The organism is Stenotrophomonas sp. SAU14A_NAIMI4_8 (genome assembly GCF_003086695.1).
Lineage (GTDB): Bacteria > Pseudomonadota > Gammaproteobacteria > Xanthomonadales > Xanthomonadaceae > Stenotrophomonas.
Genome location: NZ_CP025999.1, coordinates 1,742,136 through 1,767,255, shown reverse-complemented (window position 1 = coordinate 1,767,255; position 25,120 = coordinate 1,742,136). Strand labels below are relative to the sequence as shown.

At 66.9% G+C, this 25,120-nt stretch carries 26 protein-coding genes; 6 read left to right on the top strand and 20 right to left on the bottom strand.

The features are described from left to right. Nucleotide 1: 1 nt before the first annotated feature. Nucleotides 2–1,135: a phytase gene (locus C1930_RS08245; protein ID WP_108771464.1), complete on the bottom strand. Its 1,134-nt coding sequence runs from the start codon at nucleotides 1,133–1,135 to the stop codon at nucleotides 2–4. Next, nucleotides 1,135–3,696: a TonB-dependent receptor gene (locus C1930_RS08240; RefSeq protein ID WP_108771463.1), complete on the bottom strand. Its 2,562-nt coding sequence runs from the start codon at nucleotides 3,694–3,696 to the stop codon at nucleotides 1,135–1,137. The genes C1930_RS08245 and C1930_RS08240 overlap by 1 nt, the downstream gene beginning before the upstream one ends. A 154-nt stretch (nucleotides 3,697–3,850) precedes the next feature. On the opposite strand from C1930_RS08240, the gene upp reads away from it, so the two are divergent. Then, nucleotides 3,851–4,483, top strand: a complete 633-nt coding sequence (gene upp, locus C1930_RS08235) for a uracil phosphoribosyltransferase (protein WP_108749301.1) — start codon at nucleotides 3,851–3,853, stop codon at nucleotides 4,481–4,483. 172 nt (nucleotides 4,484–4,655) lie between these two features. On the opposite strand, the gene C1930_RS08230 is transcribed toward upp, so the two are convergent. The 6 genes from C1930_RS08230 to rsmD form a co-directional block, all read right to left on the bottom strand. Next, nucleotides 4,656–5,543 (bottom strand): MBL fold metallo-hydrolase, encoded by an 888-nt coding sequence (locus C1930_RS08230; RefSeq protein ID WP_108749300.1) that lies wholly within the window; start codon nucleotides 5,541–5,543, stop codon nucleotides 4,656–4,658. A 119-nt stretch (nucleotides 5,544–5,662) separates the two neighbouring features. Beyond that, nucleotides 5,663–7,402: a gamma-glutamyltransferase gene (gene ggt, locus C1930_RS08225; RefSeq protein WP_108771462.1), complete on the bottom strand. Its 1,740-nt coding sequence runs from the start codon at nucleotides 7,400–7,402 to the stop codon at nucleotides 5,663–5,665. Then, on the bottom strand, nucleotides 7,399–7,680 hold the full coding sequence (locus tag C1930_RS08220) for a YfhL family 4Fe-4S dicluster ferredoxin (protein WP_108749298.1): 282 nt from the start codon (nucleotides 7,678–7,680) through the stop codon (nucleotides 7,399–7,401). Before C1930_RS08220 ends, ggt begins: the two co-directional genes overlap by 4 nt. Before the next feature lie 132 nt (nucleotides 7,681–7,812). Beyond that, a complete protein-coding gene (locus C1930_RS08215; protein ID WP_108755934.1) occupies nucleotides 7,813–8,304 on the bottom strand; it encodes a hypothetical protein in 492 nt (163 codons plus the stop codon). 79 nt (nucleotides 8,305–8,383) lie between these two features. Next, on the bottom strand, nucleotides 8,384–8,893 hold the full coding sequence (gene coaD, locus C1930_RS08210) for a pantetheine-phosphate adenylyltransferase (protein WP_005409091.1): 510 nt from the start codon (nucleotides 8,891–8,893) through the stop codon (nucleotides 8,384–8,386). Between the two features lie 26 nt (nucleotides 8,894–8,919). Continuing rightward, a complete protein-coding gene (gene rsmD, locus C1930_RS08205) occupies nucleotides 8,920–9,498 on the bottom strand; it encodes a 16S rRNA (guanine(966)-N(2))-methyltransferase RsmD (protein WP_108755933.1) in 579 nt (192 codons plus the stop codon). Nucleotides 9,499–10,101: 603 nt separating this feature from the next. Between rsmD and htpG the strand changes: the two genes are divergently transcribed. Then, nucleotides 10,102–11,991 (top strand): molecular chaperone HtpG, encoded by a 1,890-nt coding sequence (gene htpG / locus C1930_RS08200; protein ID WP_108771461.1) that lies wholly within the window; start codon nucleotides 10,102–10,104, stop codon nucleotides 11,989–11,991. A 229-nt stretch (nucleotides 11,992–12,220) separates the two neighbouring features. On the opposite strand, the gene C1930_RS08195 is transcribed toward htpG, so the two are convergent. Beyond that, complete coding sequence (locus C1930_RS08195) at nucleotides 12,221–12,520, bottom strand: hypothetical protein (RefSeq protein ID WP_108772560.1); 300 nt, start codon at nucleotides 12,518–12,520, stop codon at nucleotides 12,221–12,223. Nucleotides 12,521–12,649: 129 nt separating this feature from the next. Here C1930_RS08195 and ftsY point away from each other — a divergent pair, with 129 nt between their 5' ends. The 3 genes from ftsY (at nucleotide 12,650) to C1930_RS08180 (ending at nucleotide 15,461) form a co-directional block, all read left to right on the top strand. Further along, nucleotides 12,650–13,966, top strand: a complete 1,317-nt coding sequence (gene ftsY / locus C1930_RS08190) for a signal recognition particle-docking protein FtsY (protein WP_108771460.1) — start codon at nucleotides 12,650–12,652, stop codon at nucleotides 13,964–13,966. A 95-nt stretch (nucleotides 13,967–14,061) separates the two neighbouring features. Continuing rightward, nucleotides 14,062–15,186, top strand: a complete 1,125-nt coding sequence (mutY, locus tag C1930_RS08185) for an A/G-specific adenine glycosylase (protein WP_108771459.1) — start codon at nucleotides 14,062–14,064, stop codon at nucleotides 15,184–15,186. Between the two features lie 5 nt (nucleotides 15,187–15,191). Then, the gene (locus tag C1930_RS08180) at nucleotides 15,192–15,461 is read left to right on the top strand and encodes an oxidative damage protection protein (RefSeq protein WP_108755928.1); all 270 of its coding nucleotides are present in this window, start codon (nucleotides 15,192–15,194) and stop codon (nucleotides 15,459–15,461) included. Nucleotides 15,462–15,496: 35 nt separating this feature from the next. Here the strand turns inward: C1930_RS08180 and C1930_RS08175 are convergent, their stop codons facing one another. From C1930_RS08175 to C1930_RS08130, 10 genes are all read right to left on the bottom strand, one after another. Then, the gene (locus C1930_RS08175) at nucleotides 15,497–15,946 is read right to left on the bottom strand and encodes a DUF6491 family protein (RefSeq protein ID WP_108771458.1); all 450 of its coding nucleotides are present in this window, start codon (nucleotides 15,944–15,946) and stop codon (nucleotides 15,497–15,499) included. A 150-nt stretch (nucleotides 15,947–16,096) separates the two neighbouring features. Then, entirely contained in the window at nucleotides 16,097–16,810 is a 714-nt protein-coding gene (gene lolD, locus C1930_RS08170) for a lipoprotein-releasing ABC transporter ATP-binding protein LolD (RefSeq protein WP_108749290.1), read from the bottom strand. Continuing rightward, nucleotides 16,803–18,044 carry a lipoprotein-releasing ABC transporter permease subunit gene (locus C1930_RS08165; protein ID WP_108752791.1) on the bottom strand — a complete coding sequence of 414 codons (1,242 nt, stop codon included), beginning with the start codon at nucleotides 18,042–18,044 and terminating at the stop codon, nucleotides 16,803–16,805. Before C1930_RS08165 ends, lolD begins: the two co-directional genes overlap by 8 nt. Nucleotides 18,045–18,067: 23 nt before the next feature. After that, complete coding sequence (locus C1930_RS08160; protein WP_108771457.1) at nucleotides 18,068–18,517, bottom strand: hypothetical protein; 450 nt, start codon at nucleotides 18,515–18,517, stop codon at nucleotides 18,068–18,070. After that, complete coding sequence (locus C1930_RS08155; protein ID WP_108752789.1) at nucleotides 18,468–18,716, bottom strand: succinate dehydrogenase assembly factor 2; 249 nt, start codon at nucleotides 18,714–18,716, stop codon at nucleotides 18,468–18,470. The genes C1930_RS08160 and C1930_RS08155 overlap by 50 nt, the downstream gene beginning before the upstream one ends. A gap of 97 nt (nucleotides 18,717–18,813) precedes the next feature. Further along, nucleotides 18,814–19,599 carry a succinate dehydrogenase iron-sulfur subunit gene (locus C1930_RS08150; RefSeq protein ID WP_108752788.1) on the bottom strand — a complete coding sequence of 262 codons (786 nt, stop codon included), beginning with the start codon at nucleotides 19,597–19,599 and terminating at the stop codon, nucleotides 18,814–18,816. 66 nt (nucleotides 19,600–19,665) lie between these two features. Beyond that, nucleotides 19,666–21,456, bottom strand: a complete 1,791-nt coding sequence (gene sdhA, locus C1930_RS08145) for a succinate dehydrogenase flavoprotein subunit (protein ID WP_108752787.1) — start codon at nucleotides 21,454–21,456, stop codon at nucleotides 19,666–19,668. 30 nt (nucleotides 21,457–21,486) lie between these two features. Then, nucleotides 21,487–21,882 (bottom strand): succinate dehydrogenase, hydrophobic membrane anchor protein, encoded by a 396-nt coding sequence (gene sdhD / locus C1930_RS08140; protein WP_108752786.1) that lies wholly within the window; start codon nucleotides 21,880–21,882, stop codon nucleotides 21,487–21,489. Next, nucleotides 21,879–22,271 carry a succinate dehydrogenase, cytochrome b556 subunit gene (gene sdhC / locus C1930_RS08135; protein WP_108755925.1) on the bottom strand — a complete coding sequence of 131 codons (393 nt, stop codon included), beginning with the start codon at nucleotides 22,269–22,271 and terminating at the stop codon, nucleotides 21,879–21,881. The genes sdhD and sdhC overlap by 4 nt, the downstream gene beginning before the upstream one ends. Before the next feature lie 56 nt (nucleotides 22,272–22,327). Then, nucleotides 22,328–22,501 (bottom strand): DUF1674 domain-containing protein, encoded by a 174-nt coding sequence (locus C1930_RS08130; RefSeq protein ID WP_108752784.1) that lies wholly within the window; start codon nucleotides 22,499–22,501, stop codon nucleotides 22,328–22,330. Between the two features lie 39 nt (nucleotides 22,502–22,540). Between C1930_RS08130 and C1930_RS08125 the strand changes: the two genes are divergently transcribed. Then, nucleotides 22,541–23,416: a folate-binding protein YgfZ gene (locus tag C1930_RS08125; protein WP_108771456.1), complete on the top strand. Its 876-nt coding sequence runs from the start codon at nucleotides 22,541–22,543 to the stop codon at nucleotides 23,414–23,416. Between the two features lie 513 nt (nucleotides 23,417–23,929). Here the strand turns inward: C1930_RS08125 and ugpC are convergent. Continuing rightward, on the bottom strand, nucleotides 23,930–25,012 hold the full coding sequence (gene ugpC, locus C1930_RS08120) for a sn-glycerol-3-phosphate ABC transporter ATP-binding protein UgpC (RefSeq protein WP_108755923.1): 1,083 nt from the start codon (nucleotides 25,010–25,012) through the stop codon (nucleotides 23,930–23,932). Between the last annotated feature and the right edge of the window lie 108 nt (nucleotides 25,013–25,120).

Genomic DNA, 25,120 nt, shown 5'->3' with positions numbered 1-25,120 from the left:
CTCATGCGCCACACTCCAGCGGCAGCGAAAGCTGTTTGGCGATGGCCTGCCAGTCGAAGGCGACGACTCCCTGGTCGTCATGCACCGCATACAGGGCGCCATGCGGGAAGCGCGGCGTGGGCTGCTGCATCATCCAGATGCCGTCGGTGTTGGCCACGGTGTTGCCCTGGAACGCGCCGACCGGTTTCAAGGTGTGGCGGTCGAACAGGTGGAACACGCTGCGCTGCTTGCCCTGTTCGGTGGTGATCCACCAGCCATCCTTGCCGCAGGTGCGCAGCATCACGCCTTCGGCCTGCGCCTTGAACACATCGCGGCCGAAGGTGGTGCCGGTGAAGCGGCCGGCCAGGGTGTAGACCTTGAACTCGCTGGCGTAGCTTTCGTCTTCTTCGGCAATCAACAGGCGGTCGTTGGCCGGGTCGCCCCAGATCGATTCGACCACGCGCAGCGCACCGGCCTCGCTGGTATCGCCGATGCTGGCGGCCAGGGTGGCGTCAAGCTTCATGCCATCACGACTCACGTGGTACTGGCGCACGCGCTTGTCCAGCTCGGCCAGCGGCGGCAGGATGTCCCTGCCCTGCGCGTCCTCGCCGTTGTCCCACGAATCGGTGACGTACACGCTGTAGCCGTCGGCCCGCTTATCCACCCACAGGCCGTACGGCTTGCGCAGATCCTGCGCACCAAACACGGCCAGCGGGGTGAAATCGGGCAGCGAGAACACCTGCACGCGGTGGTTGTCACGCTCCACGATCCACAGCAGGTCATCGGTCACCGAGATGCCATTGGGGCGATCGAACTGACCCAGTGCGGTGCCGCTGCTGCCGATATCGCGCAGGTGTTTGCCGCTGCTGCCATCGTAGACCACCAGCTTGTCGGTGGCCTTGGCGGTGGCGATCAGCCAGGTCGCGCCATCGGGCGCGTGCCAGCTGGCGGGCGAATCGATGTTGTCGGCCGGGGTCATCGGGGTCAGGAAGGCCTCGGCGATGGTCGCCACGGCCCGCGGTGCATCGGCGCCAGGCGTGGCCTGGGGGGCAGCTGGCTGGGACGAGCTGCCCGCATCCGGCGACGGTGCCGGGGTGCAGCCGGCCGCCAGGCAGGCGACCAGCGCGGCCGCCAGCAGGTTCATGCCGCGCGCCATCACAGGGCCACCTTCAGGCCGACGGCATAGGTGCGGCCATACTCTTCCAGCTGCAGGGTGCGCGAACGCGTGCCCTGGTACAGCTCCAGCGGCTTGTCCAGCAGGTTCTGTGCTTCGAAGTACATGCTGATGCGCGGGGTGAACTTGTAGTCCAGCGAGAAGTCCAGCTGGGTGTTGGGTGCCACGTAGATGTCGAACGCGCGGCCCTTGCCGATGCTGTCCAGGTATTCGCTGCGGTACACCGCGGCCAGGCGCGTGCTCAGACCATACTTTTCATAGCCGATATGGGCGCTGTACACGTGCTTGGATGCGCGCGGCAGCATGAAGTCCTCATCGGCACGGTCTGCAATGCCGGCGTCGAATTCGGTGTCCAGCCAGGTGCCGCTGGCACCGACCAGCAGGCCATCCAGCGCGCCCGGCAGGAACGACAGCTGCTGCTGCCAGTTCAGTTCGGCGCCACGCACGGTGGCCTTGCGGCCGTTGATCGGCTGGGTCACGTCGAAGCCACCGTAGGCCGGATCATTGGTGCGCACGGTTTCCACGATGTAGCCGTCGATGGACTTGTGGAACAGGCCCAGCGAGACGATGCCGGTGGTGCCCAGGTACTTCTCCACCGACAGGTCGATGTTCTTCGACTCGTACGGATCCAGTTCCGGGTTGCCCAGGCGCACTTCTTCATCGCCACGGCTGTAACCCACGCGCGGCGAAACATCGCCGAACGACGGACGCGAGACGGTCTTGTTGGCCGAGGCACGCAGCACCCAGTCGTCGGCCGCGTCGTAGCGCAGGTGCAGGCCCGGCAGCACGTTGGTGTAACTGCTGTTGGCCACCCGCGGGGTAACCGTGAAGCTGCGCCCGTTGGCGGCCACGTCCACCTGGTTGCCGGTGGCCTGGAAGCGCGTGCTTTCCACGCGCACGCCACCGATCACGCGCAGCGCGCCGATGTCCCAGGTGCCCATGGCGTAGCTGGCGAAGATGTCTTCGCTGGCCACGTAGTCTTCTTCCAGCGAGGTCATCGCATTGCCGCCGACATCCTGCGGACGGGCGCTGTACTGACCGCCATTGGCCGCCCAGTAGGCGCGCATCGCGTCCGAGCTCATGCCATCCCCCAGGTTGCCGTGGCGGTGCTCGGGCGAGCCGGTGGTCCAGCTCGACAGCGCCACCTTCGGGCCGACGCGCAGTTCGCGCTCGTCCACGTTCACGTCGCGGTCGCGCCAGCGGCCCAGCAGGCCGAACTTGATGCTGCTGCTGTCGCCGTCGAAGCGCACGTTCACCTGCGCGCTGTGTTCCTTGTCGTTCACCTGCTTGGGCGAGAGCACGAAGCGATCGAACGCGTAGTTGCCGTTGTCCAGCCACTGCGGGTTGTCGAAGGTGTAGGTGGGCAGGCGGCTGCGCTGGTCGAGCGTGCCGTTGAAATCGTCGCCGTCCAAGCTGAAACGCGCTTCCATTTCATCGTTCACCCGCTCTTCGGTGCGGGTGTAGCCGACCTTGTAATCGACCACGGCGTTGGTGAAGGTGTTCTCGCCGCCGAGGCTGGCGGCGAAGGTGTTTTCTTCCTTGGTGCGGTAGCGCATGCGCTTGTCGATCGCATCGCCGGGCATGTCGTCCAGGCGGTACTGGTCGGTGCCGGTGCGGACCATGTCGGCATCGTCGAAGTTGAAGATCACCCGCTGGCGGGTCTCGGCATCATCGAACTGGCTGTACAGCGTGCGCAGGTAGTACTTGCTGTACTCGCTGGGGCGCCAGTCCAGGTTGAGGTTGGCGCCGATGCGCTTGCGCTCGATCTCGTACTTGCGGTGCTGCAGGTTGATCGCGGTGACGTCACCGGGTGCGGCATCGTCCTCGCCGTCGTACTCCACTTCGCTGTTGTCCGATTCGAACGTGCGCTTCTGGTAGTTCACGCCCAGCGCCACGCCGAAGGTATCGGCGAACACTTCGCTGTAGTTGAAGGCCGCCTTGGGGCTGGTTTCACCCGACAACTGCTGGTGACTGGCTTCAATCTTGCCGCGCAGGCTGCGGCCATCGCGGTCGAAGGCCGAGGCTGATTCGACCAGCACCGCGCCACCGATGGCATCACCGGGCATGTCCGGGGTAGGCGACTTGACCACGCGCAGGCGCTCGGTCGAATCGGACGGAATCACGTCCAGCGGTGCGGCGCGGCTGGAATCTTCCGGCGTGCCCACGGCAATGCCATCCACGCTGACGCTGTTGAGGTTGGCATCCAGGCCGCGGATGACCACGAAGCGGCCTTCACCCTGGTCGCGGGTCACGCTGACGCCCGGCAGGCGCTGCAGCGATTCGGCCTCGTTCTTGTCCGGGTACTGGCCCAGCGCATCGGACGAGACCGCGTCTTCGATCGCATTGCTGCTGCGCTTCAGATCCACAGCGCGCACCTGCGATTCCAGCTGGGCGCGCACTTCGATGCGGTCCAGGTCGACCGCATCGGCGGCAACCGCGCCGGCACCGGCCACGACCTGCTGCCCGGCAGCGTGCAGCGGCGCTGCAGCCCCCATCGCCAAGGTCAGGGTGATGGCCATGGCCAGCGGAGTCTTGATATGCACGTTGAAGCCCCGTTCCTGTTAAGAATGGGTCTGCACGGTATGTCCGCAAGGTTGCACGGTCGTGACATGCCGGTGCAGCCGGCGGCAGCCGGCGTTTGGGTTCGGACCGGCGTTCCGGCAAAATGGAGCCCTCTCCCAGACCCCCTTTCCGACCATGAAGATCGTCGAAGTGCGCCACCCGCTGGTGCAGCACAAGATCGGCCTGATGCGCAACGCTGCGCTCAGCACCAAGGATTTCCGCGAACTGGCCAACGAGCTGGGCACCCTGCTGGCCTATGAGGCCACCGCCGACCTGGACACCGAACCGCACACCCTGCCCGGCTGGGCCGGCCCGGTCACCGTGCAGCGCATCGCCGGTGCCAAGATCACCGTGGTGCCGATCCTGCGCGCCGGCCTGGGCATGCTCAGCGGCGTGCTGTCGCTCATTCCGGCCGCGCGCGTGAGCGTGGTCGGCCTGCAGCGCGACGAAGAAACCCTGCAGCCGGTGCCCTATTTCGAGCGCCTGACCGGCCGCCTGGAAGAGCGCGACGCGCTGATCCTGGACCCGATGCTGGCCACCGGCGGCACCCTGATCGCCACCATCGACATGCTCAAGCGTGCCGGTGCGCGCCGCATCAAGGGCATTTTCCTGGTGGCCGCACCGGAAGGCATCGAGGCAGTGAAGGCGGTGCATCCGGACGTGGAGATCTACACCGCCGCGATCGATGCCCATCTGAATGAGAAGGGCTACATCCTGCCCGGCCTGGGCGATGCCGGCGACCGCATTTTCGGTACCCGCGTGGCATGACCCACCCCAGGGGTCGGATCCCTTTCGCAGAAAGGGCTCTGACCCCGATGCGTGGATGCATCCCGCGCCAGTCGAGCAAGCTCGACTCTACGACCGCGCAGGCGCGCGACCGCACAGGGCCAGATTCAGGGGTCAGAGCCCGTTGCCACGCAACGGGATCCGACCCCGCTACTCAGCCCAGCGCGCGGGCCTTCAGTTCGCCCTGCTCGTGCAGGGTCACGAAACGGCCCTTCTCATCGCGCCCCAGCTGGGCCAGCGCCACCTGCGGGTCGTGGGTGAAGAACAGATGGACGTTGCGCGCCAGCTTGTCTTCCAGGAACTGGCGCTTCTCGTCGATCAGCAGTTCGGCATTGCGGTCGTAACCCATGGTGATCGGCACGTGCACCCAGGAGCGCCCGGGAATCAGATCAGCACAGAACACCACGCCGCCCTGCGGCGCCTGGTCGGCATGCGCATGGCCGACGATCTCGGCCAGCATCAGCCCCGGCGTGTGGCCGTCGCTGTAGCTGAAACGCACGCTGCGGCCCAGCACCTGCGAATATTCGCCCTCCACCACTTCCAGCCGACCGCTGGCCTGCAGCAGCGCGGGCAGTTCGGGGATGAAGCTGGCCCGATCGCGCGGATGCGGCTGCAAGGCCCGTTGCCAGTGCTGCGCACCGACCACGAAGGTGGCATTGGGGAACAGCAGTTCCGGGCCACGGCCTTCGGTCCACGGTGCCAGCAGGCCGCCGGCATGATCGAAATGCAGGTGGCTGAGCACCACCACGTCGATATCTTCGTGTTCGAAACCGGCTTCGCGCAGCGAATCAATCAGCACATGCCGACTTTCCTGCACGCCATAGCGTTCGCGCATGCGCGGATCGAAGAAGGCGCCGATGCCGGTTTCAAACAGCACCGTCTTGCCTTCCAGCGGACTGGCCAGCAGCGCACGGCAGGCCAGCTCGATGCGATTGAGCTCGTCCGGAGCCGCCCATTTTTCCCACAACGCGCGCGGCGCGTTGCCGAACATCGCCCCGCCATCCAGGCGCTGCGAGTTTCCACGAATTGACCAGAGTTTCATGCAGCGATTATCAGTCGGCTGCCGTTAAATAATCGCTAGCCGGAAAATGGAAAACCCCGCCGGGTGGCGGGGTTCGCGGCATTGGGCTTCGCCGGGCGTGGCCCGGCGCTGCCTGCATTTCAATGCGCCGGCACGACCTGGGCGCTGCCCACCGGGTTGCGCGGATCGCTGCCACCGAACAGCTTGTTGGCCTTGCGGTCCCATTCCACGGTCTGCAGGTTGCCCCAGACGTGGCTGGAACCGCGGCCACCGGCGGCGACGTCGCCCGGCAGGTCGATCTTGTGGCCCATCGCCTGCAGCTGCTTCACCGTCTCGGCGTCGAAGGCATCACTTTCGGCCTCGATCAGGTCGGGCAGCCACTGGTGGTGGTAGCGCGGCAGCGCGGCGACCTGCTGTGCGTCCAGGCCGGCGTCATAGCCGAGGATGCCCAGCAGCACCATGGTGATGATGCGGCTGCCACCGGGCGTACCGAGCACGACCACTTTGTCGCTGTTTTCCATGAAGGTGGGCGTCATCGAGCTGAGCATGCGCTTGCCCGGCTTCGGTGCATTGGCCGCGTAACCCATCACGCCGAAGGCATTGGGGGTGCCCGGCTTCAGCGCGAAGTCGTCCATTTCATTGTTCAGCAGCACACCGGTGCCCTTGGGAATCAGGCCCGAACCGTACAGCAGGTTCACCGTCTGGGTGGCGCCCACGCGGTTGCCATCGCGATCGATGATCGAGAAATGGGTGGTCTCGTCATCTTCCAGCGGGGTCGGATTGCCCGACAGCAGGTCGCTGGGGGTGGCCTTTTCCGGGTGGATGGTGGCGCGCAGGCCCTGGGCGTAATCCTTGCTGGTCAGCACCTTCTGCGGAATCTGCACGAAATCCGGGTCGCCCAGGAAGAACGTGCGGTCGCGGTAGGCGCGGCGCATGGCTTCCACCACCAGGTGGGTGCGGTGCGCGGCGTCCATCTGCTTGATGTCCCAGCCTTCCAGGATCTGCAGCATGCTGGCCAGGGCGATGCCGCCGGACGACGGCGGCGGCGCGGTGGTGATCTTCCAGCCGTTGTAATCGAACACGATCGGCTCGCGCAGCTTGACCTGGTAGCCGGCCAGCTCATCGGCGGTCCACTTGCCACCGGCCTGCTTCACCCCTTCCAGCAGCAGCTTGCCGGTCTGCCCCTTGTAGAAGCCATCACGACCGCCGGCCGCCAGGCGTTCCAGGGTCTGCGCCAGTTCGGGCTGCTTGAACAGATCGCCGGTGGCGATCGGCTTGCCATTGCGCAGGTAGACCTCGCGCGTGCCGGGGAAACGCTCCATCACTTCACGGCGCGAGGCGTAGCCCTTGGCCATGCGCTCGTACACCGGGAAGCCGTCGCGGGCAATGCGGATGGCCGGCTGCAGCGAGGTGGCCAGCGGCAGCTTGCCGTGCTTGGACGACAGTTCCACCAGCGCGGCCGGCAGGCCCGGAATGCCCGCCGACCAGGGCCCGTTCACAGAGCGGTCGCGGTCCAGGTTGCCCTGCTTGTCCAGGAATGCCTGCGGCGTGGCGGCGGCCGGCGCGGTTTCGCGCGCGTCCAGCATCACGTCCTTGCCGGTGGCCGCATCGTGCAGCAGGAAGAAGCCGCCACCACCGAGGCCGGAGCTGATCGGTTCAACCACCGCCAGCGTGGACGACACCGCCACGGCCGCGTCGAAGGCGTTGCCGCCCTGGGCCAGGATGTCGATGCCGGCCTGGGTGGCCAGCGCATGGCCACTGGCCACGGCCACCCCATCGGGGCGCTCGGCGCGGGCGGGGGTCTGGGCAGGACTTTCAGCCCAGGCCTGGGGGGCCAACAGCAGGCCGAGCAGCAACAAGGGGCGGACGATCAGCTTCATTCGGATGGGGGCTCCGCATAGAGTTCGGGATGATCGTTCTGCAGCTGGCGCAGCTTGGCCAGCAGCTGGACTTCCGTTTCCACGATATCCGGGTCCGGGTCGATGCATTCGACCGGGCAGACGACCACGCACTGGGGTTCGTCGAAATGACCCACGCATTCGGTACAGCGTGCGGGATCGATCACGTAGATGGTTTCACCCATCGAAATGGCCTGGTTCGGGCAGGCCGGCTCGCATACGTCGCAGTTGACGCAGAGCTCATTGATTTTCAGCGACATGGCGATACTCCTCGCCCGCGCCTTGGGACAAGGACCGGCACGCGCGGGCGCGCGCACCGGTCAGGTCATCGGCGGCATCCCTTGCAGGATGCCGCCCGGGCCACGCCGCAGCGTGGCCGCCACGGCTCGGTCTTACTTGGCTTCGACGAAAATGTACTCGGCGCCGGTCGGCTGCACGGCAGCCTGCACGCGGGCGTTGTCGGCCGACAGGCCGATGAAGACGACGCGCACGCCCTTCATCGAATCCGGCGACACGTCCTTGAACACGGCCTGGATCATGTCAGCCATCTTGCCCGAGGCCGACGAACCGAAGGCCAGCATGTTGCCCGGCTGCACGCCACGGGCCACGGCCTGGGTCGCGCTTTCGGTCTGGCGCTCGTACTTGGCCTGGAAGTCCGGGTCCGATTCCGGCGAGAGGTAGTACAGGAACGGGCTGTTGCTGATGTTGCCCATGTTCTGGATGGCCACTTCCTGCAGGTACTTCTTCCAGCCTGCATCGTCGTCCTTGGCCGGAGCGACCAGGGCCTGCTTGGCCTCTTCGACCGGAGCAGCCTCTTCCTTCTTGCAAGCGGTGAAGGCCAGGGCAAACGAGGCGATCAGCATCGCGCGCATGGTGGTGTTCATGGGTTTCCTCCCGAGATGGTGCGTGTTGGTGTACGTAATGGGGGTGCGTGGTACTACAGGAACGGCCGCTTGGCAGCGGTTACGACTGTGCCGCCTTCGCTTCGCGGACCTTGCGCAGCGCTTCGAGCACGGCGGCCGGCACGAAGCCGGACACGTCGCCACCCAGGCGCGCGATCTCGCGGACAAGCGAGGACGAAATGAAACTGTGCTGTTCGGCCGGGGTCAGGAACAGGGTCTCGACCTCGGGAATCAGGTGGCGGTTCATGCTGGCCATCTGGAATTCGTACTCGAAATCGGACACCGCGCGCAGGCCGCGCAGCAGCACCCCGCCCTGCACCGAGCGTACGAAATGGGCCAGCAGGGTATCGAAGCCGATGACCTCGACATTGCCATGGTGGCCCAGGGCGCCCCGGGCCAGCTGCACGCGCTGCTCCAGCGGCAGCGCCGGCCCCTTGGACGGGCTCTGCGCCACGCCCACCACGACCTTTTCAAACAGCGGCGCGGCCCGGCTCACCAGATCGATGTGACCATTGGTGATGGGGTCGAACGTGCCGGGGTAGACGGCAATGCGGCGGTTGGCCACGGTCATGGGCGGTTGCAGATGTTCAGATGAAGTCAAAGTGTAGCAGCGGCGCGGCGGTACAGGGCAAAGCGGACTTCGCGGGTGGCGCCCTCGCGGTGCAGCAGCCATTCCGGCGGCAGCAGCGGCGCGTGCCCGGCCGGCGATTCCAGGTACAGCCAGGCATCGGCAGCCAGGTGTCGCGGCAGCTGGGCCAGCACGTCCTGCCACAGCCCATCGGCGAACGGCGGGTCGATGAACACCAGGTCGGCCTGCTGGGCCGGCGCGCCCTGCAGCCAGCGCAGGGCATCGGCCTGGACCACGGTGATCTGGACGGTGGCCTGCAGCTTGGCCACTGCGGCGGAAAGGTTGCGCCCCAGCTGGGCATCGCGCTCGACCAGGGTGGCGTGGGCGGCGCCGCGCGAGACGGCCTCCAGGCCCAGCGCACCGCTGCCGGCAAACAGATCCAGCACACGGGCACCGGCCAGCCTGGGCATCAGCCAGTTGAACAGGGTTTCACGCACGCGGTCGCTGCTGGGCCGCAGGCCCGGCAGGGTCGGCACCGGCAGGCGGGTATTGCGCCAGCGCCCACCGATGATGCGGACCTGGCCATCATTGCCCCCACGGCCGCTCACCGGCGCCCCCGCAGGGGGTAGTTCAAGAAATTCAGCATGGTCGTGATTGTAGTCGGCCGGGCGGCGCCCGGGTACGCGCCAACGCATACGCGCTGTCGCTCCCACGCTTCGCTGCGCGAAACGTGGGGCCCCCTTACCATCTCCCACACCCCCGCCGCTTCGCGGCCGCCCCCTGACTCAGGGGGCTCTGCCCCAGACGCGATCCCGTGGGTCGGATCCCGTTGCTCCGCAACGGGCTCTGACCCCAGATTCATATCGGTATCTGACAGATTTCATCCACGCATGGCGTGGATCTACCGTGTCGACCAAGGTCGACACCTACCAACAGCCGCGGGGAGCTGTCAGAGGTGGGGCGGTGTGGGTGGGCAGGACCGCAGGCGCCATGGATGGCGCCTACGAGCCTACAGGGACGTACTTGCGGCGTGTCCTGCCCACCCACACCGCCCCGCCATCCCACGGATACACAGCTTTTGCCGTTGCCGTTGCATTGAGCAGGTGCAGGGCGCAGCCCTGCCCGACCAACCCCTTGATTTCGGGACAATCAGCCATACCCCTTGGCGAGGCCGCACGCGCTGGCGCGGCATTGCACACGGAGCCCTATCGATGACCGAGACCCCCCAGACCGAAACCCTTGGCTTCCAGACCGAGGTCAAGCAGCTGCTGCAGCTGATGATCCACTCGCTGTACTCGAACAAGGAGATCTTCCTGCGCGAGCTGGTCTCCAACGCCGCCGACGCCGCCGACAAGCTGCGCTTCGAGGCCCTGACCCAGCCGGCCCTGCTGGAAGGTGACAGCGAGCTGCGCGTGCGCGTCAGCTTCGACGCCGCCGCCCACACCATCACCATCGAAGACAACGGCATCGGCATGAGCCGCGCCGAAGCCATTGCCCACCTGGGCACGATTGCAAAATCCGGCACCGGCGACTTCCTGCGCCAGCTGTCCGGCGACCAGAAGAAGGATTCGCAGCTGATCGGCCAGTTCGGCGTCGGCTTCTACAGCGCCTTCATCGTCGCCGGCGAAGTGGAAGTGACCTCGCGCCGCGCCGGCCTGGCCGCCGGCGAAGGCGTGCGCTGGACCTCCCGCGGCGAAGGCGATTTCGAAGTCGCCACCGTCGACAAGGCCGAGCGCGGCACCCGCATCGTGCTGCACCTGAAGGACGGCGAGCATGACTTCGCCGACGGCTGGCGCCTGCGCAGCATCCTGAAGAAGTATTCGGACCACATCGGCCTGCCGATCCAGATGCCGAAGGAAGGCGAAGAAGGCGCCGCGCTTGAATGGGAAACCGTCAACCGCGCCAGCGCGCTGTGGACCCGCCCGCGCACCGAGATCAGCGACGCCGAGTACACCGAGTTCTACAAGCACGTGGCGCACGACCACAGCGATCCGCTGGCCTGGAGCCACAACAAGGTCGAAGGCAAGCTGGAATACACCTCGCTGCTGTACGTGCCCGGCCGCGCGCCGTTCGACCTGTACCACCGCGATGCGCCCAAGGGCCTGAAGCTGTACGTGCAGCGCGTGTTCGTGATGGACCAGGCCGAGCAGTTCCTGCCGCTGTACCTGCGCTTCATCAAGGGCGTGGTCGATTCCAACGATCTTTCGCTGAACGTGTCGCGCGAAATCCTGCAGTCCGGCCCGGTCATCGATTCGATGAAGGCCGCCCTGACCAAGCGCTCGCTGGACATGCTGGACAAGCTGGCCACCGACAAGCCCGAACAGTACGCCAGCTTCTGGAAGGAATTCGGCCAGGTGCTGAAGGAAGGCCCGGCCGAGGACTACAACAACCGCGAGAAGGTGGCCGGCCTGCTGCGCTTCGCCTCCACCCGTGGCGAGGCCGACGCGCAGAGCGTGTCGCTGGCCGATTACATCGCGCGCATGGCCGAAGGCCAGGACAAGATCTACTACCTGACCGGCGAGAGCTACAGCCAGGTGCGCAACAGCCCGCACCTGGAAGTGTTCCGCAAGAAGGGCGTGGAAGTGCTGCTGCTGACCGATCGCATCGACGAGTGGCTGATGGGCTACCTGACCGATTTCGACGGCAAGGGCTTCGTCGATATCGCCCGTGGCGACCTGGACCTGGGCGCGCTGGAAAGCGAGGCCGACAAGCAGGAACAGGAAGCGGCCGCCAAGGACAAGCAGGCCCTGGTGGAGCGGCTGAAGACGGTGCTGGGCGATGACGTGGCCGAAGTGCGCGTGTCGCACCGCCTGACCGATTCACCGGCGGTGCTGGCCATCGGCGAACAGGACCTGGGCCTGCAGATGCGCCAGATCCTGGAAGCCAGCGGGCAGAAGGTGCCCGACAGCAAGCCGGTGCTGGAGATCAATCCGGGCCACCCGCTGATCGCCAAGCTGGATGCCGAAGCCGATGGTGCACGCTTTGACGATCTGGGCCGGGTGCTGTTCGACCAGGCCGCGCTGGCCGCCGGTGACAGCCTGAAGGACCCGGGTGCCTATGTGGCCCGCCTGAACAAGCTGTTGCTGGAGCTGTCGGCCTGACCGAGGCGGTTGCCGCCGGGCACGGCCCGGCGCAACCGCGCCCTGGTAGATGCCAACCTTGGTTGGCACACCTGCTTTGGTAGGTGCCGACCTTGGTTGGCATGGCTGCTGTGGTAGGTGCCGACCTTGGTTGGCATGGCTGCTGTGGTAGGTGCCAACCTTGGTTGGCACACCAAGAGCGTGTCAACCAAGGTTGACACCTACCAAGGCGGGGGGGGGGGCGGTCCGCTCAGACATTGCGATCCAGCAGGGTGCCAAGCATCTGGTCCTGGCGGCGCACCAGCGCGGCGTTCGCAGCGAAGGCCACCACCTCGGTTTTCGCCGCCAGCAGGTCGCCCAGCGGCGCGCTGGGATCGGGCTCGGTGGTGGCCACCACGGTCTCCACCCCACCCTGCTCCATCGCGCTGCGCTGCACCTGCAGCCGTTGCGCATCCGGGGTCGCCAGGTGGGCCACGTTGTGTGCGGCCACCTGCACGCCCTGCTGGGCCGCACGCATGCCGGAAAGGGCCGTTCCCATCACGCTGTTCATGTTGGCCTCCGGGCCGCCCAACGCAGCCCTCCGTACCCGTTAGCGGCCGGTCGGCCGCAACCTTCAGTCCACATCGGCCCGACAGGCCCGAGTGGTAGCATATCCCCCTGATTTCAGCGCCTTTTGCCAATGCTCAGTTTTTTCCGCCGCAAGAAGCCCCAGGACGCCGCCGCACCGGACGCGCCCAAGACCCAGCACTACTCGGCTGAAGAGCTGGCGGCGGCGTTCCCGTCTGCCGCCCCGGCCGAAGACGCGCCCACCGCTGCGGTGGCCGAAGCCGTAGCACCTGCACCGGCACCGCAACCGGCCCCGGAACCGGCCCCGGTGCCGGCGCCCGTCGCCGAAACGCCCGCCGTGCCGGCTGCACAGCCCGCTGCGCAGCCAGTCATCGCCGCCGAGGACGTGCAGGCCGAAGCGCTGGCCGCCGCCGCTGTGCTGGCGCCGCTGGCCCCGGTCGTCCCGGCCGAAGAGCCGGTCGCCCCGGCCGCCGATCTGCCGGCCCTGGTGGATGCCCCGCCGGCCCCGGCCGGCAAGCCCGGCTGGCGCGAGCGCCTGCGCAACAGCGTCATCGCCCGCAGCTTCGGCGGCCTGTTCTCGCGCAATCCCAAGCTCGACGACGATCTGCTGGACGAGCTGGAAACCGCCCTGATCACAGCCGACGTTGGCGTGGGTGCCACCACCGATCTGGTGGAAGGCCTGGGCAAGCGCATGAAGTCGCGCGAATTCGCCGATGCCAATGCCCTGCTGGCCGCCCTGCGCAGCGAACTGATCGCGATCCTGCAGCCGGTGGCGCAGCCGCTGGTGATCGACCGCAATGCCAAACCGTTCGTCGTGCTCACCGTCGGCGTCAACGGCGTCGGCAAGACCACCACCATCGGCAAGCTGGCCAAGCGCTTCAAGGACGACGGCCACAGCCTGATGCTGGCCGCCGGCGATACCTTCCGTGCCGCCGCCGTGGCCCAGCTGCAGGCCTGGGGCGAGCGCAACGGCGTGGCCGTGGTCGCCCAGGGGCAGAACGCCGATGCCGCCTCGGTGGCTTACGACGCATTGCAGGCCGGCAAGGCCCGTGGCACCTCAGTGCTGATTGCCGACACCGCCGGCCGCCTGCATACCCAGTCCGGCCTGATGAACGAGCTGGGCAAGATTCGCCGCGTGCTCGGCAAGATCGATGAAACCGCCCCGCACGAAGTGCTGATGGTGATCGACGGCACCACCGGCCAGAACGCGCTCTCGCAGCTGCGCCAGTTCAATGCAGCGGTGAAGGTGACCGGCCTGGTGGTGACCAAGCTGGACGGCACCGCCAAGGGCGGCGTGGTGTTCGCGTTGGCCCGCGAGTTCGGCATTCCGATCCGCTTCGCCGGCATTGGCGAGCGCCCGGAAGACCTGCGCGTGTTCGATCCGGAAGCGTTCGTCGACGCCCTGCTGCCTGAAGCGCTGGGCGGCTGATACACCGTGCAGCCACGCATGGCGTGGCTCTACTGCCCCGCGCGCGACACCCTGGTAGAGCCACGCCATGCGTGGCTGCCCTCCCCGGAACACACATGCCCCGCCAGCCGCACGCCAGCGCCGACACCGCCCAGCACGACCGCTTCGTCGACCGCCTGCTGCACTGGTTCGACGCCCACGGTCGCCACGACCTGCCCTGGCAGCATCCGCGCAGCCCGTACCGGGTCTGGCTGTCGGAAATCATGCTGCAGCAGACCCAGGTGGCCACGGTCATCCCGTACTTCCATCGCTTCCTGCAGCACTTCCCGATCCTGCCCGACCTGGCCGCCGCCAGCAACGATGCGGTGATGGCGCAGTGGGCCGGCCTGGGCTACTACGCCCGCGCGCGCAACCTGCATGCCGCGGCCCAGCGCTGCGTGGAACTGCACGACGGCGACCTGCCGCGCGATTTCGATGCGCTGCATGCCCTGCCCGGCATCGGCCGCAGCACCGCCGGCGCGATCCTCAGCCAGGCCTGGAACGACCCGTTCGCCATCCTCGACGGCAACGTCAAGCGCGTGCTCAGCCGTTACCACGGCATTGAAGGCTTCCCCGGCCTGCCGGCCATCGAGAAGCAGTTGTGGACGCTGGCCGAGGATCATGTCCGCCACGTACCCGAAGGCCGCATGGCCGATTACACCCAGGCGCAGATGGATCTGGGCGCGACGGTCTGCAGCCGGGCCAAACCTGCCTGCGTGATCTGCCCGCTGCAGGACGACTGCGTGGCCCGCCGCGACGGTCGCACCGCCGAACTGCCCACCGCCAAGCCCAGCAAGACCCTGCCCGAGCGCGAAGCGGTGGCCCTGCTGCTGCGCGATGCGCGCCAGCGCGTGCTGCTGCAGAAGCGGCCGGACACCGGCATCTGGGCCCAGCTGTGGACCCTTCCGCAGGCCGACGCCGGCAGCGCGCTGCAGGACTGGTTCGACGCCCACGTCGACGGCTCACTGGAAGACGCCGAAGAACTGCCGCTGCTGCAGCACACTTTCAGCCACTACAGGCTGCACCTGCAGGTATTGTCACGTCAGGTGCGCGGCCTGCGCGTGGAAGAACCCACGCTGCGCTGGGTCGCCGCCGATGAACTGCCCGCGCTGGGCCTGCCGGCACCGATCCGCAAGCTGCTGGATGGCGCCAGCGCCAAGGCGCCGAAACGAAAGACCCCGAAACCACGCAACCACGAGTAACCACCATGCCCCGAACCATCTTCTGCCAGTACGAACAACGCGATGCCGAGGGCCTGGACTTCGTGCCCTACCCCGGTGAGCTGGGCCAGCGCGTGTTCAACCACATCGGCAAGCCGGCGTGGACGGCATGGCTGGCGCACCAGACCATGCTGATCAACGAAAACCGGCTGTCGCCGCGCAACCCGGAACACCGCGCGATGCTGGAGGCGGAACTGGTGAAGTTCCTGTTCGAAAAGGACGCCGAAAAGCCGGCCGGGTTCACCCCCGAAGCCTGAGCCGGGTTCCGCCGGGCATGGCCCGGCGCTACCGGTTATTTCGCGGGTTCTTCGCGCTCCTGCACCTGCGCCTGGCGCATTTCCTTTTCCTCCGCACGCAGTGCCTTCACGTCCAGCTTGCGGATGGTCTTGATGAAGCAGGGCATGCGCGGGCCACCGGTGGGATCGCGCACCAGCACCTTGTCGAACGGCGCGCTGACCCGGCCCATGTGGCTGGTCAGGCCGATGGCCGGGGCAAAGGACAGATCCGGGCAGGGCCCGGTCAGCTCCAGCAGGTAGGCCTCGCTGGGCTTGGTCCAGACCGCCAGCGCACTGTCACCCAGTTCGGTCCAGCCATTGAGCGTGCCGAAGAACTGCATGTCCTTCTGCGGCGCGCCCGCGTGGGCGCGATAGAGATCCAGGCGCTCGGCACTGCTCAGCCGACCGGTAGTGGCACAGGCAGCCAGGGCCAGGCACAGCCCAGCCAGCAACAACGGGGTCTTCATCGGCATCTCCACGGGGAAGTGCGCACATCATGCGCCCCGCCGGGCAACACCGGCGCGACGATCGACCGCCAGATTCAGCCGCTGGTCGGCGAGCCCCGCCCGCACGCTGCCCGGTAGGTGCCCACCTTGGTGGGCACACCCAGACACCGCTCAAACCTCGGCGTGCGCCAGCGCGTGCAGCCGCCCTTCGCGCAGCTCCAGCACCCGGTCCAGGCGCCGGGCCAGGCTGCGGTCGTGGGTCACCAGCACCAGGCTGGTATGGCGCGCGCGGTTCAGCTCCAGCATCAGCTCGAACACCGTCGCCGCCGTGCGGTCATCCAGATTGCCGGTCGGTTCGTCACCCAGCACGCAGGCCGGGTGGTTCACCAGTGCGCGTGCGACCGCCGCACGCTGGCGCTCGCCACCGGACAGCTCGCCCGGCTTGTGGTCCAGGCGATGGCCCAGGCCAACGGCCTCCAGCAGCGCGGTGGCGCGCGAGCTGGCTTCGGCCACGGCGGTACCGGCCAGCATCACCGGCATCATCACGTTTTCCAGCGCAGTGAATTCGGGCAACAGATGATGGAACTGGTACACGAAGCCCAGCGCCTGGTTGCGCAGCAGGCCACGGGCGGTGTCTGAGAGCGCCGACATGCGCTGGCCGGTCACGTACACCTCGCCGGCGCTGGGCACATCCAGCCCGCCCAGCAGGTGCAGCAGGGTGCTCTTGCCGGCGCCAGAGGCACCGATGATCGCCACGGTCTCGCCGGCGTTCACCCGCAGGTCCAGGCCGTCGAACACCGGGGTCTGCATGCGGCCTTCGGCGTAGGTCTTGCCCAGCGCTTCGGCACGGATCACTTCATCGCCGCGGTTGACGATCTTATTCATAGCGCAGGGCCTCGGCCGGCTGGGTGCGTGCGGCCCGCCAGGCGGGGTACAGGGTGGCCAGGAAACTCATCAGCAGCGCGATCAGGGTGATCGCCACGATGTCGCCGGTCTGCATGTCGGTGGGCAGGCCGGTGATGTAGTACACGTCTTCCGGCAGCAGCTTCACGTTGAACACCGATTCGATCGCGCCCAGGATGCGCTCCAGGTTCAGGGTCAGGGTGATGCCGCCGATCAGGCCGGCCAGGGTGCCGAAGATGCCGATCAGCGAGCCCTGCACCATGAACACCTGCATCACCCCGCCCGGGGTCAGGCCGAGCGTGCGCAGGATCGCGATGTCGGCCTGCTTGTCAGTCACCAGCATCACCTGCGAGGACACCAGGTTGAACGCGCCCATGGCGATGATCAGCGAGAGCAGGATGCCCATCACCACTTTTTCCATGCGCAGCGAGTGGTACAGGTTGGCGTTCTGCTGGGTCCAGTCGCTGACACGGTACGCCCCGCCCAGGTTCTGCGCCAGGTCCACGCCCACTTCCAGCGAACGGTCCATGTCGTGCAGCTTCAGGCGCACGCCGGTGGCGCCGTCGCTGCGCAGCACGCGCTGCAGATCCTGCATGTTGGCAAAGCCGACGCCGCGGTCCACTTCGTTGTAGCCGGCCTCGAAGATGCCGCTGACCGTGAAGCGTTTCATGCGCGGCACCGCGCCGGCGGGCGTGCCCTGTACTTCGGCGAAGGTGACCAGCACCTGGTCGCCCACGTCCACGCCCAGCCAGATCGCCAGCTCCTTGCCCAGCAGCAGGTTGAAGCTGCCCGGCTTCAGGCTGTCGTAGCTGCCCTTGACCACCTTCTGGTCGATCACCGATACCTTCGGTTCCAGCGCCGGGTCGATGCCCTGCACGATGGCACCCTGCACGCGCGGGCCGCTGATCATCGACTGGATCTCGATGTACGGCGCGGCGCCGGCCACGCGCGGGTCCTTGCTGGCCACGTCCACCACCCGCATCCAGTCGGGCATCGGTTCGCCGTCACGGCTGATGGTGGTGTGGGCGGTCATCTGCAGCAGGCGGCTGCGGATTTCCTTCTGGAAACCGCTCATGACCGCCAGGGTGGTGATCAGCACCGTAACGCCGAGCGCAATGCCCAGGATCGATGCCATCGAGATGAAGGAGATGAAGCCGTTGCGGCGCTTGGCGCGCAGGTAACGCAGGCCGATTGCCACGGGGATGGGTTTGAACATGCAGGCACGCCGGTCAATTCAGCTTATGGTGCCACCGACCGGGGCCGACGGGAAACCGCTCGTGCTGCCACGGCCAGTCGCAGTTCACGTCGCTGTGCGCAATCCAGCACGTCCGGCCAGAACAGCAGGTGCCGACGCCGGCCCTGCTGCCGCCAGCGCAGCAGCAGCCAGGGGCCGCGGGACAGCAGCCGCGGGCTGTCGATGTCCTGCCCGGCCACCTGCAACGGCGCCGGCAGCGAAGGCAGCAGCAGCTCACGCGGCGGCCGGTACAGGCGCCAGCCCAGTTCGGCCAGGCCCACCGCCCACACCGCCGCCAGCACCGGCCAGTACAGCGCCGGCGGCAGCGCCGACGCCTGCAGCAGCCAGGGGGCAGCGATCAGCACTGCCAACTGCGCTGCGCCCTGCAGGCGCGAGGGGCGCCACTCAAGCCTTGAGGGCGAGGATCTTCTGCATGAGCGGAATGGCGTGGGCATGCGGGCAGGCCTCGTAGCCCATGAACCAGCGCCACAACTTATCGTCCTCGCACTCGAGCAGGAACAGGAAAACCTCGCGCTCTTCGGTCGGCGCAGTGCCCCATTCGCGGTCCAGGTAGCGCTCGAACAGCTGGTCCAGTTCGCGCATGCCGCGGCGGCAGCGCCAGCGCAGCTTCTTCAGCAGGACGTCTTCTTCCATCGTGTTTCTCCAGATACAGCAAAGCCACGCATGGCGTGGCTCTACTGGGGGGCACAGCCACGCATGGCGTGGCTCTACCGGGTACCGCCAGCCTGTATCAGGCGCGGCGTTCCATCATCAGCTTCTTGATCTCGGCAATCGCCAGCGCCGGGTTCAGGCCCTTCGGGCAGGTGCGGGCGCAGTTCATGATGGTGTGGCAGCGGTACAGCTTGAACGGATCTTCCAGATCGTCCAGGCGCGCACCGGTGTCTTCATCGCGCGAGTCGATGATCCAGCGGTAGGCCTGCAGCAGGATCGCCGGGCCCAGGTAACGCTCACCGTTCCACCAATAGCTGGGGCAGCTCGTCGAGCAGCAGGCGCACAGGATGCACTCGTACAGGCCGTCCAGCTTCTTGCGGTCTTCCGGCGACTGCAGGCGCTCACGGTCCGGCGGTGCCGGGGTCTGGGTACGGATCCACGGCTTGATCGAGGCGTACTGCGCGTAGAAGTGGGTCAGATCCGGAACCAGATCCTTGACCACGTTCATGTGCGGCAGCGGGTAGATCGGCACTTCCTTCTTGCCGCAGTCCGCGATGGCACGGGTGCAGGCCAGGGTGTTGGTGCCGTCGATGTTCATCGCGCACGAACCGCAGATACCTTCGCGGCACGAACGGCGGAAGGTCAGGGTCGGGTCGATCTCGTTCTTGATCTTGATCAGCGCGTCCAGGACCATCGGGCCGCAGGCGTCCAGATCGATCTCATAGGTGTCGGTGCGCGGATTGCTGTCGTCGTCCGGACTCCAGCGGTAGATCTTGAAGGTGCGCACGTTCTTGCCACCGGTCTTGGCGGGGAAGTGCTGGCCCTTCGTGATCTTGGAATTCTTGGGGAGTGAAAACTCGGCCATGGCTGCTCTCGTTGGCTCAGGCGGCCCGCGCCCGTGGGCGCGGATTGCATGGTAGGCGGGGTCGGATCAGTACACGCGCGGCTTCGGCGGCACCACGGACACGTCGTCGGTCAACGTGTACATGTGCACCGGGCGGTAATCGAAGCTGCACTTGCCCTTCTCGTCCACGCTGACCAGGGTGTGCTTCTGCCAATTGACGTCGTCGCGATCGGGATAGTCCTCGTGCGCATGCGCGCCGCGGCTTTCCTTGCGCTGTTCGGCCGAATTGATCGTCGCCACCGCGTTCAGCAGCAGGTTGTTCAGTTCGTACGTCTCGATCAGGTCCGAGTTCCAGACCAGCGAACGGTCGGAAACCTTCACGTCCTGGAACGAATCGAACACCTTGGCCATCTTCTCGCAGCCTTCCTTCAGGCTTTCGCTGGTGCGGAACACCGCAGCGTCGGCCTGCATGGTGCGCTGCATGCGGTCACGGATGACCGAGGTCGGCGTATCACCATTGGCGTGGCGCAGCTTGTCCAGCAGGCCCAGTGCCTTGTCGCAGGCATCGGCCGGCAGCGGCTTGTGCGCAGCGCCCGGCTTGATGGTCTCGGCGCAGCGGTTGGCCACCGCGCGACCGAACACGACCAGATCCAGCAGCGAGTTCGAACCCAGGCGGTTGGCACCATGCACCGACACGCACGCGGCTTCGCCGATCGCGTACAGGCCCGGCACCACCGAATCGGGGTTGTCGCCGACCTTGCGCACCACTTCACCGTGGAAGTTGGTCGGAATGCCGCCCATGTTGTAGTGCACGGTCGGAATGACCGGGATCGGCTGCTTGTGCACGTCCACGCCGGCGAAGATGCGGGCGCTTTCGGCGATACCCGGCAGCTTCTCGTCGATCACGCCCGGGCCCAGGTGGGTCAGGTCGAGCAGGATGTGATCCTTGTGCTCGCCGACGCCGCGGCCTTCGCGGATTTCGATGGTCATCGAACGGCTGACCACGTCGCGCGAGGCCAGATCCTTGTAGTGCGGTGCGTAGCGTTCCATGAAGCGCTCGCCCGAGCTGTTGCGCAGGATGCCGCCTTCACCGCGGACACCCTCGGTGATCAGGCAGCCGGCGCCGTAGATGCCGGTCGGGTGGAACTGCACGAACTCCATGTCCTGCATGGCGATGCCGGCGCGCATGGCCAGGCCGCCACCGTCGCCGGTGCAGGTGTGCGCCGAGGTGGCGCTGAAGTACGCACGGCCGTAGCCGCCGGTGGCCAGTACCACGCCCTGGGCGCGGAACAGGTGCAGCGTGCCGTCGGACATGTCCAGGGCCAGCACGCCACGGCACACGCCTTCGTCATCGAAGATCAGGTCGAGTGCGAAGTACTCGATCATGAAGCGTGCATCGTGCTTCAGCGACTGCTGGTACAGGGTGTGCAGCATGGCGTGGCCGGTACGGTCGGCCGCCGCGCAGGTACGCTGCGCCGCCGGGCCTTCACCGTACTTGGTGGTCATGCCACCGAACGGACGCTGGTAGATCTTGCCTTCGGCGGTACGGCTGAACGGCACGCCGTAGTGTTCCAGCTCGATGATGGCCGGAATGGCCTCGCGGCACATGTACTCGATGGCGTCCTGGTCGCCCAGCCAGTCCGACCCCTTGATGGTGTCGAAGAAGTGGTAGCGCCAATCGTCTTCGCCCATGTTGGCCAGCGCGGCGGAAATACCACCCTGCGCGGCGACGGTGTGCGAACGGGTCGGGAACACCTTGGTCAGACACACGGTCTGCAGGCCCTTGGCAGCCAGGCCGAACGTGGCGCGCAGGCCGGCGCCGCCGGCGCCCACCACGACCATGTCGTACTTGTGTTCAGTAATCTTGTAAGCGGACATCTAATCTGGATTCCTGTCTTGTGCCTGGGCTCAGGCGACGCCGAGGGCGATGCGGCCCACCGCAAACACGCTGACGATCATGCCGAGCACGGCCACGAACTTCACGAAGGTCTGCAGCACCAGGGCCAGCAGCGATTCGTGGATGTAATCTTCCAGCACCACCTGCAGGCCCAGCTGGGCGTGCCAGAACATGGCGATGAGCAGGCCGATCAGCGGCACCGCGTTCCACGGCTTGGCGATGGCGGCAGTGGCGGTCACGTAATCGGCACCGGCCAGGCGCACCACGAACACCAGGAACCACACGCCCAGCACCACCAGGGCGGCGGCGGTCAGGCGCTGGTGCACGAAGTGTTCGGTACCGGTCTTGGCCGAGCCGAGGCCGCGCACGGTCTTCAGCGGGGTACGGAACTTGTTCGGCTTGTTCATGCGGCACCTCCCAGAAGCACGTAGGCCCACACCAGCGCGGTGATCACCAGGCTGCCGAAGACCGAGATCCAGCTGCTGCGCACGAAGGCGGGAATGCTGAAACCGATGGCGAAGTCCTGCACGATGTGGCGGATGCCATTGCACAGGTGGTAGGCGAACGACCATGTCCACGCGAACAGGAACACGCGGCCATACCAGGCCCCGGCATGGCCGGTGTAGCAGTTCCAGGATTCGGGCCCCATCATCAGAGCCAGCAGGCCCGCGGCGATGATGAGGGCACCAACAGACAGAAAGACGCCAGTGGCTCGATGCAGGATCGAGGTGGCCATCTGAATCTGCCAGCGATACACCTGAAGGTGCGGGGAAAGTGGGCGTTGTCTGGTCGCCATTCGCTGGGCTCGTTGTCTCGGCTGGGCGGCACGCGGCCGCGTTGGCTCAATGCTGATCAGAAATCGATGCAGCGTCCGTTTTTCTCCCAATCGCCGTACCGCACCGGATCAAGTCCGCCGCGGCCACCGAATTCCTCTTCCACCTTTTCCGGTTCCACAGGCACAGGTGCCGCGGGGACCAGCGGGGCTTCAGTTTCGGCGTCGGGAGTGGGGGTTGTTTGGCCTATCATGTTCGGTCTCGCAACGCACAAATTTTAGACCTCGTTCACGTGCCTGACAACCTGCCCCCTGCTTTCGTCGCATATCCGCACCTTCCGGGCCACCAGCTGGTGAGCCTGCAGGGTGCCGATGCGGCCGCGTTCGCCCACGCCCAGTTCAGCAGCGACGTGACCGCCCTGCCCCTGCTGCACTGGCAATGGAGCGCCTGGCTGAGCGCCAAAGGCCGCACCCTGGCGGTGTTCCAGCTACTGCGGCTGGCCGAAGATCACGTAATGCTGGTGCTGGCCGACGGCGACGCCGATGCGATTGCGTCGCAACTGCAACGCTTCGTGTTCCGGCGCAAGGTGAAGGTGCAGGTGCGCGCGGATCTGGCGGTGACCGGCGCCTTCACTGCGCCCGAGGCCGCCAGCGGCGCGGCGATTGCCCTGGCTGAAGGCGCGGACTGGGAACTTGACCTGGGCAGTGATGCGCTGCCGCGCACCCTGCGCATCGGCGCGCCCGACGCAGCGGCCACGGAAGCCGACGCCGCCGCGGACACCTTCGCCCTGGCCTGGCGCCAGGCCGATCTGCGCTTCGGCCTGCCGCGCCTGGATGCCAGCCAGCGCGAGGTGTGGACGCCGCAGCAACTGGGGCTGGACCGCCTGAACGGGTACAGCGTGAAGAAGGGCTGCTACCCGGGCCAGGAAATCGTGGCCCGCACCCATTTCCTGGGCAAGGCCAAGCGTGCGGTGCAGCTGCTGCACACCGCCGCAGCGGCGCAGGCCGGTGACACGGTGCAGCAGGACGCCGCGGCGCTGGGCACCCTGGCCAGCGTGGCCGCGGACCTGGCGCTGGCGGTGCTGCCACTGGAAACCAGCGACGGTGAACTGCAGGTCGGCGGCGTGGCCGCGCAGCGCGTGCCGCTGCTGGACGGCCTGGCGCGCTGAGCCCAGTCGCGGGTGCGGACCTGAACTGGTGGGTGCGGACCTGAACTGGTGGGTGCGGACCTGAACTGGTGGGTGCGGACCTTGGTCCGCACTGCTTCTGCTGGCATCCCATCCACGCATGGCGTGGATCTACGGGGCCCGCTTCATCCACGCATGGCGTGGATCTACGGCGGCCCGCTTCATCCACGCATGGCGTGGATCTATTGGGGCCCTGCTTCATCCACGCATGGCGTGGATCTACTGGGGCCCTGCTTCATCCACGCATGGCGTGGATCTACTGGGGCCCTGCTTCATCCACGCATGGCGTGGATCTACGGCGGCCCGCTTCATCCACGCATGGCGTGGATCTACGGCGCCCCGCTTCATCCACGCATGGCGTGGATCTACGGCGCCCCGCTTCATCCACGCATGGCGTGGATCTACGGGGGCCTCGCTTCATCCACGCATGGCGTGGATCTACCGGGCCCTGCTCTGGTAGGTGCGGACCTTGGTCCGCACGCCGACCAAACATCCTTACAGGCGTTCGCCGGTTTCTGCGCTGAAGAAGTGCAGCCCCTGCGGGTGGATCGCCACGCGGATCTCCTCGCCCACCGCCGGCAGTGCCTGCGGCGCCACGCGCATGGTCAGCGCATGCTGGCCACTGCTCAGGTTCACGAAGATCTCGTTGCCAACCGGCTCGATGCCCTCGATGCGCGCGGTGAAGGCATGCGCATCATCGGCGGCTGCCGGCTGCAGATGCTCCGGACGCACGCCCACGGCGATCGACTTCTGCAGCCACGCCGGGTCGATGGTGGCCTGGCCCAGCGGGGCGCGCCACGCACCGTCCACCACGCTTACGCCACCGGCATCGCCCTGCAGCGTGCCGCGCAGTACGTTCATCGCCGGGCTGCCCAGGAAGCCGGCCACGAACAGGTTGGCCGGGCGGTCGTACAGCGCCATCGGCGTGTCGATCTGCTGGATGATGCCGTCCTTGAGCACCACGATGCGCTGGCCCAGGGTCATCGCTTCCACCTGGTCGTGGGTCACGTAGATCATGGTGGTGCCCAGCTTGCGATGCAGCTGCGCGATTTCGGTACGTACGCTGTGGCGCAGCTTGGCGTCCAGGTTGGACAGCGGTTCGTCCAGCAGGAACACCGCCGGCTCGCGCACCAGTGCACGGCCCAGGGCCACGCGCTGGCGCTGGCCACCGGACATCGCCTTGGGCAGCTTGTCCATCATCTCGGTCAGGCCCAGCGTCTGCGCCGCCTCGGCGATGCGCTTGTCGATGGTCGCCTTGTCGTGGCCGCGCAGCTTCAGGCCAAAGGCCAGGTTCTCGGCCACGGTCATGTGCGGGTACAGCGCGTAGCTCTGGAACACCATCGCGATGTCGCGATCCTTCGGCGCCACGTCATTGACCACCCGGTCACCAATGGTGAGCGTGCCGCCGCTGATTTCCTCCAGGCCCGCCACCATCCGCAGCAGCGTCGACTTGCCGCAGCCGGACGGCCCGACCAGCACCATCAGCTCGCCGTCGGCCACCTCGAACGTGGCGTCCTTCACTGCGACCTGGCCGTTGTCGTAGACCTTGCGCACACCCTGCAACTGCACTTTTGCCATATCACTCTATCCAGTCCGCCCGGTGCCGGGCTGTCATTGGGGACTGCCTTCGGCCCTCCCGATGGCAGTGATGATTGCGCGGTCGCCGCATGACGGCGAGCACTGCAA

What these genes read in the sequence shown, in the direction of transcription:
- coaD (WP_005409091.1), bottom strand. Translation starts at nt 8,893, where the DNA reads ATGACCGTGGCCAACCGCCGCATTGCCGTCTACCCCGGCACGTTCGAC.
- upp (WP_108749301.1), top strand. Translation starts at nt 3,851, where the DNA reads ATGAAGATCGTCGAAGTGCGCCACCCGCTGGTGCAGCACAAGATCGGC.
- C1930_RS08155 (WP_108752789.1), bottom strand. Translation starts at nt 18,716, where the DNA reads ATGGAAGAAGACGTCCTGCTGAAGAAGCTGCGCTGGCGCTGCCGCCGC.
- C1930_RS08215 (WP_108755934.1), bottom strand. Translation starts at nt 8,304, where the DNA reads ATGAACACCACCATGCGCGCGATGCTGATCGCCTCGTTTGCCCTGGCC.
- C1930_RS08160 (WP_108771457.1), bottom strand. Translation starts at nt 18,517, where the DNA reads ATGCCCACGCCATTCCGCTCATGCAGAAGATCCTCGCCCTCAAGGCTT.
- C1930_RS08175 (WP_108771458.1), bottom strand. Translation starts at nt 15,946, where the DNA reads ATGAAGACCCCGTTGTTGCTGGCTGGGCTGTGCCTGGCCCTGGCTGCC.
- C1930_RS08245 (WP_108771464.1), bottom strand. Translation starts at nt 1,135, where the DNA reads ATGGCGCGCGGCATGAACCTGCTGGCGGCCGCGCTGGTCGCCTGCCTG.
- htpG (WP_108771461.1), top strand. Translation starts at nt 10,102, where the DNA reads ATGACCGAGACCCCCCAGACCGAAACCCTTGGCTTCCAGACCGAGGTC.
- ggt (WP_108771462.1), bottom strand. Translation starts at nt 7,402, where the DNA reads ATGAAGCTGATCGTCCGCCCCTTGTTGCTGCTCGGCCTGCTGTTGGCC.
- C1930_RS08165 (WP_108752791.1), bottom strand. Translation starts at nt 18,044, where the DNA reads ATGTTCAAACCCATCCCCGTGGCAATCGGCCTGCGTTACCTGCGCGCC.
- sdhC (WP_108755925.1), bottom strand. Translation starts at nt 22,271, where the DNA reads ATGGCGACCAGACAACGCCCACTTTCCCCGCACCTTCAGGTGTATCGC.
- sdhD (WP_108752786.1), bottom strand. Translation starts at nt 21,882, where the DNA reads ATGAACAAGCCGAACAAGTTCCGTACCCCGCTGAAGACCGTGCGCGGC.
- lolD (WP_108749290.1), bottom strand. Translation starts at nt 16,810, where the DNA reads ATGAATAAGATCGTCAACCGCGGCGATGAAGTGATCCGTGCCGAAGCG.
- C1930_RS08130 (WP_108752784.1), bottom strand. Translation starts at nt 22,501, where the DNA reads ATGATAGGCCAAACAACCCCCACTCCCGACGCCGAAACTGAAGCCCCG.
- C1930_RS08220 (WP_108749298.1), bottom strand. Translation starts at nt 7,680, where the DNA reads ATGTCGCTGAAAATCAATGAGCTCTGCGTCAACTGCGACGTATGCGAG.
- mutY (WP_108771459.1), top strand. Translation starts at nt 14,062, where the DNA reads ATGCCCCGCCAGCCGCACGCCAGCGCCGACACCGCCCAGCACGACCGC.
- ugpC (WP_108755923.1), bottom strand. Translation starts at nt 25,012, where the DNA reads ATGGCAAAAGTGCAGTTGCAGGGTGTGCGCAAGGTCTACGACAACGGC.
- ftsY (WP_108771460.1), top strand. Translation starts at nt 12,650, where the DNA reads ATGCTCAGTTTTTTCCGCCGCAAGAAGCCCCAGGACGCCGCCGCACCG.
- C1930_RS08180 (WP_108755928.1), top strand. Translation starts at nt 15,192, where the DNA reads ATGCCCCGAACCATCTTCTGCCAGTACGAACAACGCGATGCCGAGGGC.
- sdhA (WP_108752787.1), bottom strand. Translation starts at nt 21,456, where the DNA reads ATGTCCGCTTACAAGATTACTGAACACAAGTACGACATGGTCGTGGTG.
- C1930_RS08150 (WP_108752788.1), bottom strand. Translation starts at nt 19,599, where the DNA reads ATGGCCGAGTTTTCACTCCCCAAGAATTCCAAGATCACGAAGGGCCAG.
- C1930_RS08195 (WP_108772560.1), bottom strand. Translation starts at nt 12,520, where the DNA reads ATGAACAGCGTGATGGGAACGGCCCTTTCCGGCATGCGTGCGGCCCAG.
- C1930_RS08230 (WP_108749300.1), bottom strand. Translation starts at nt 5,543, where the DNA reads ATGAAACTCTGGTCAATTCGTGGAAACTCGCAGCGCCTGGATGGCGGG.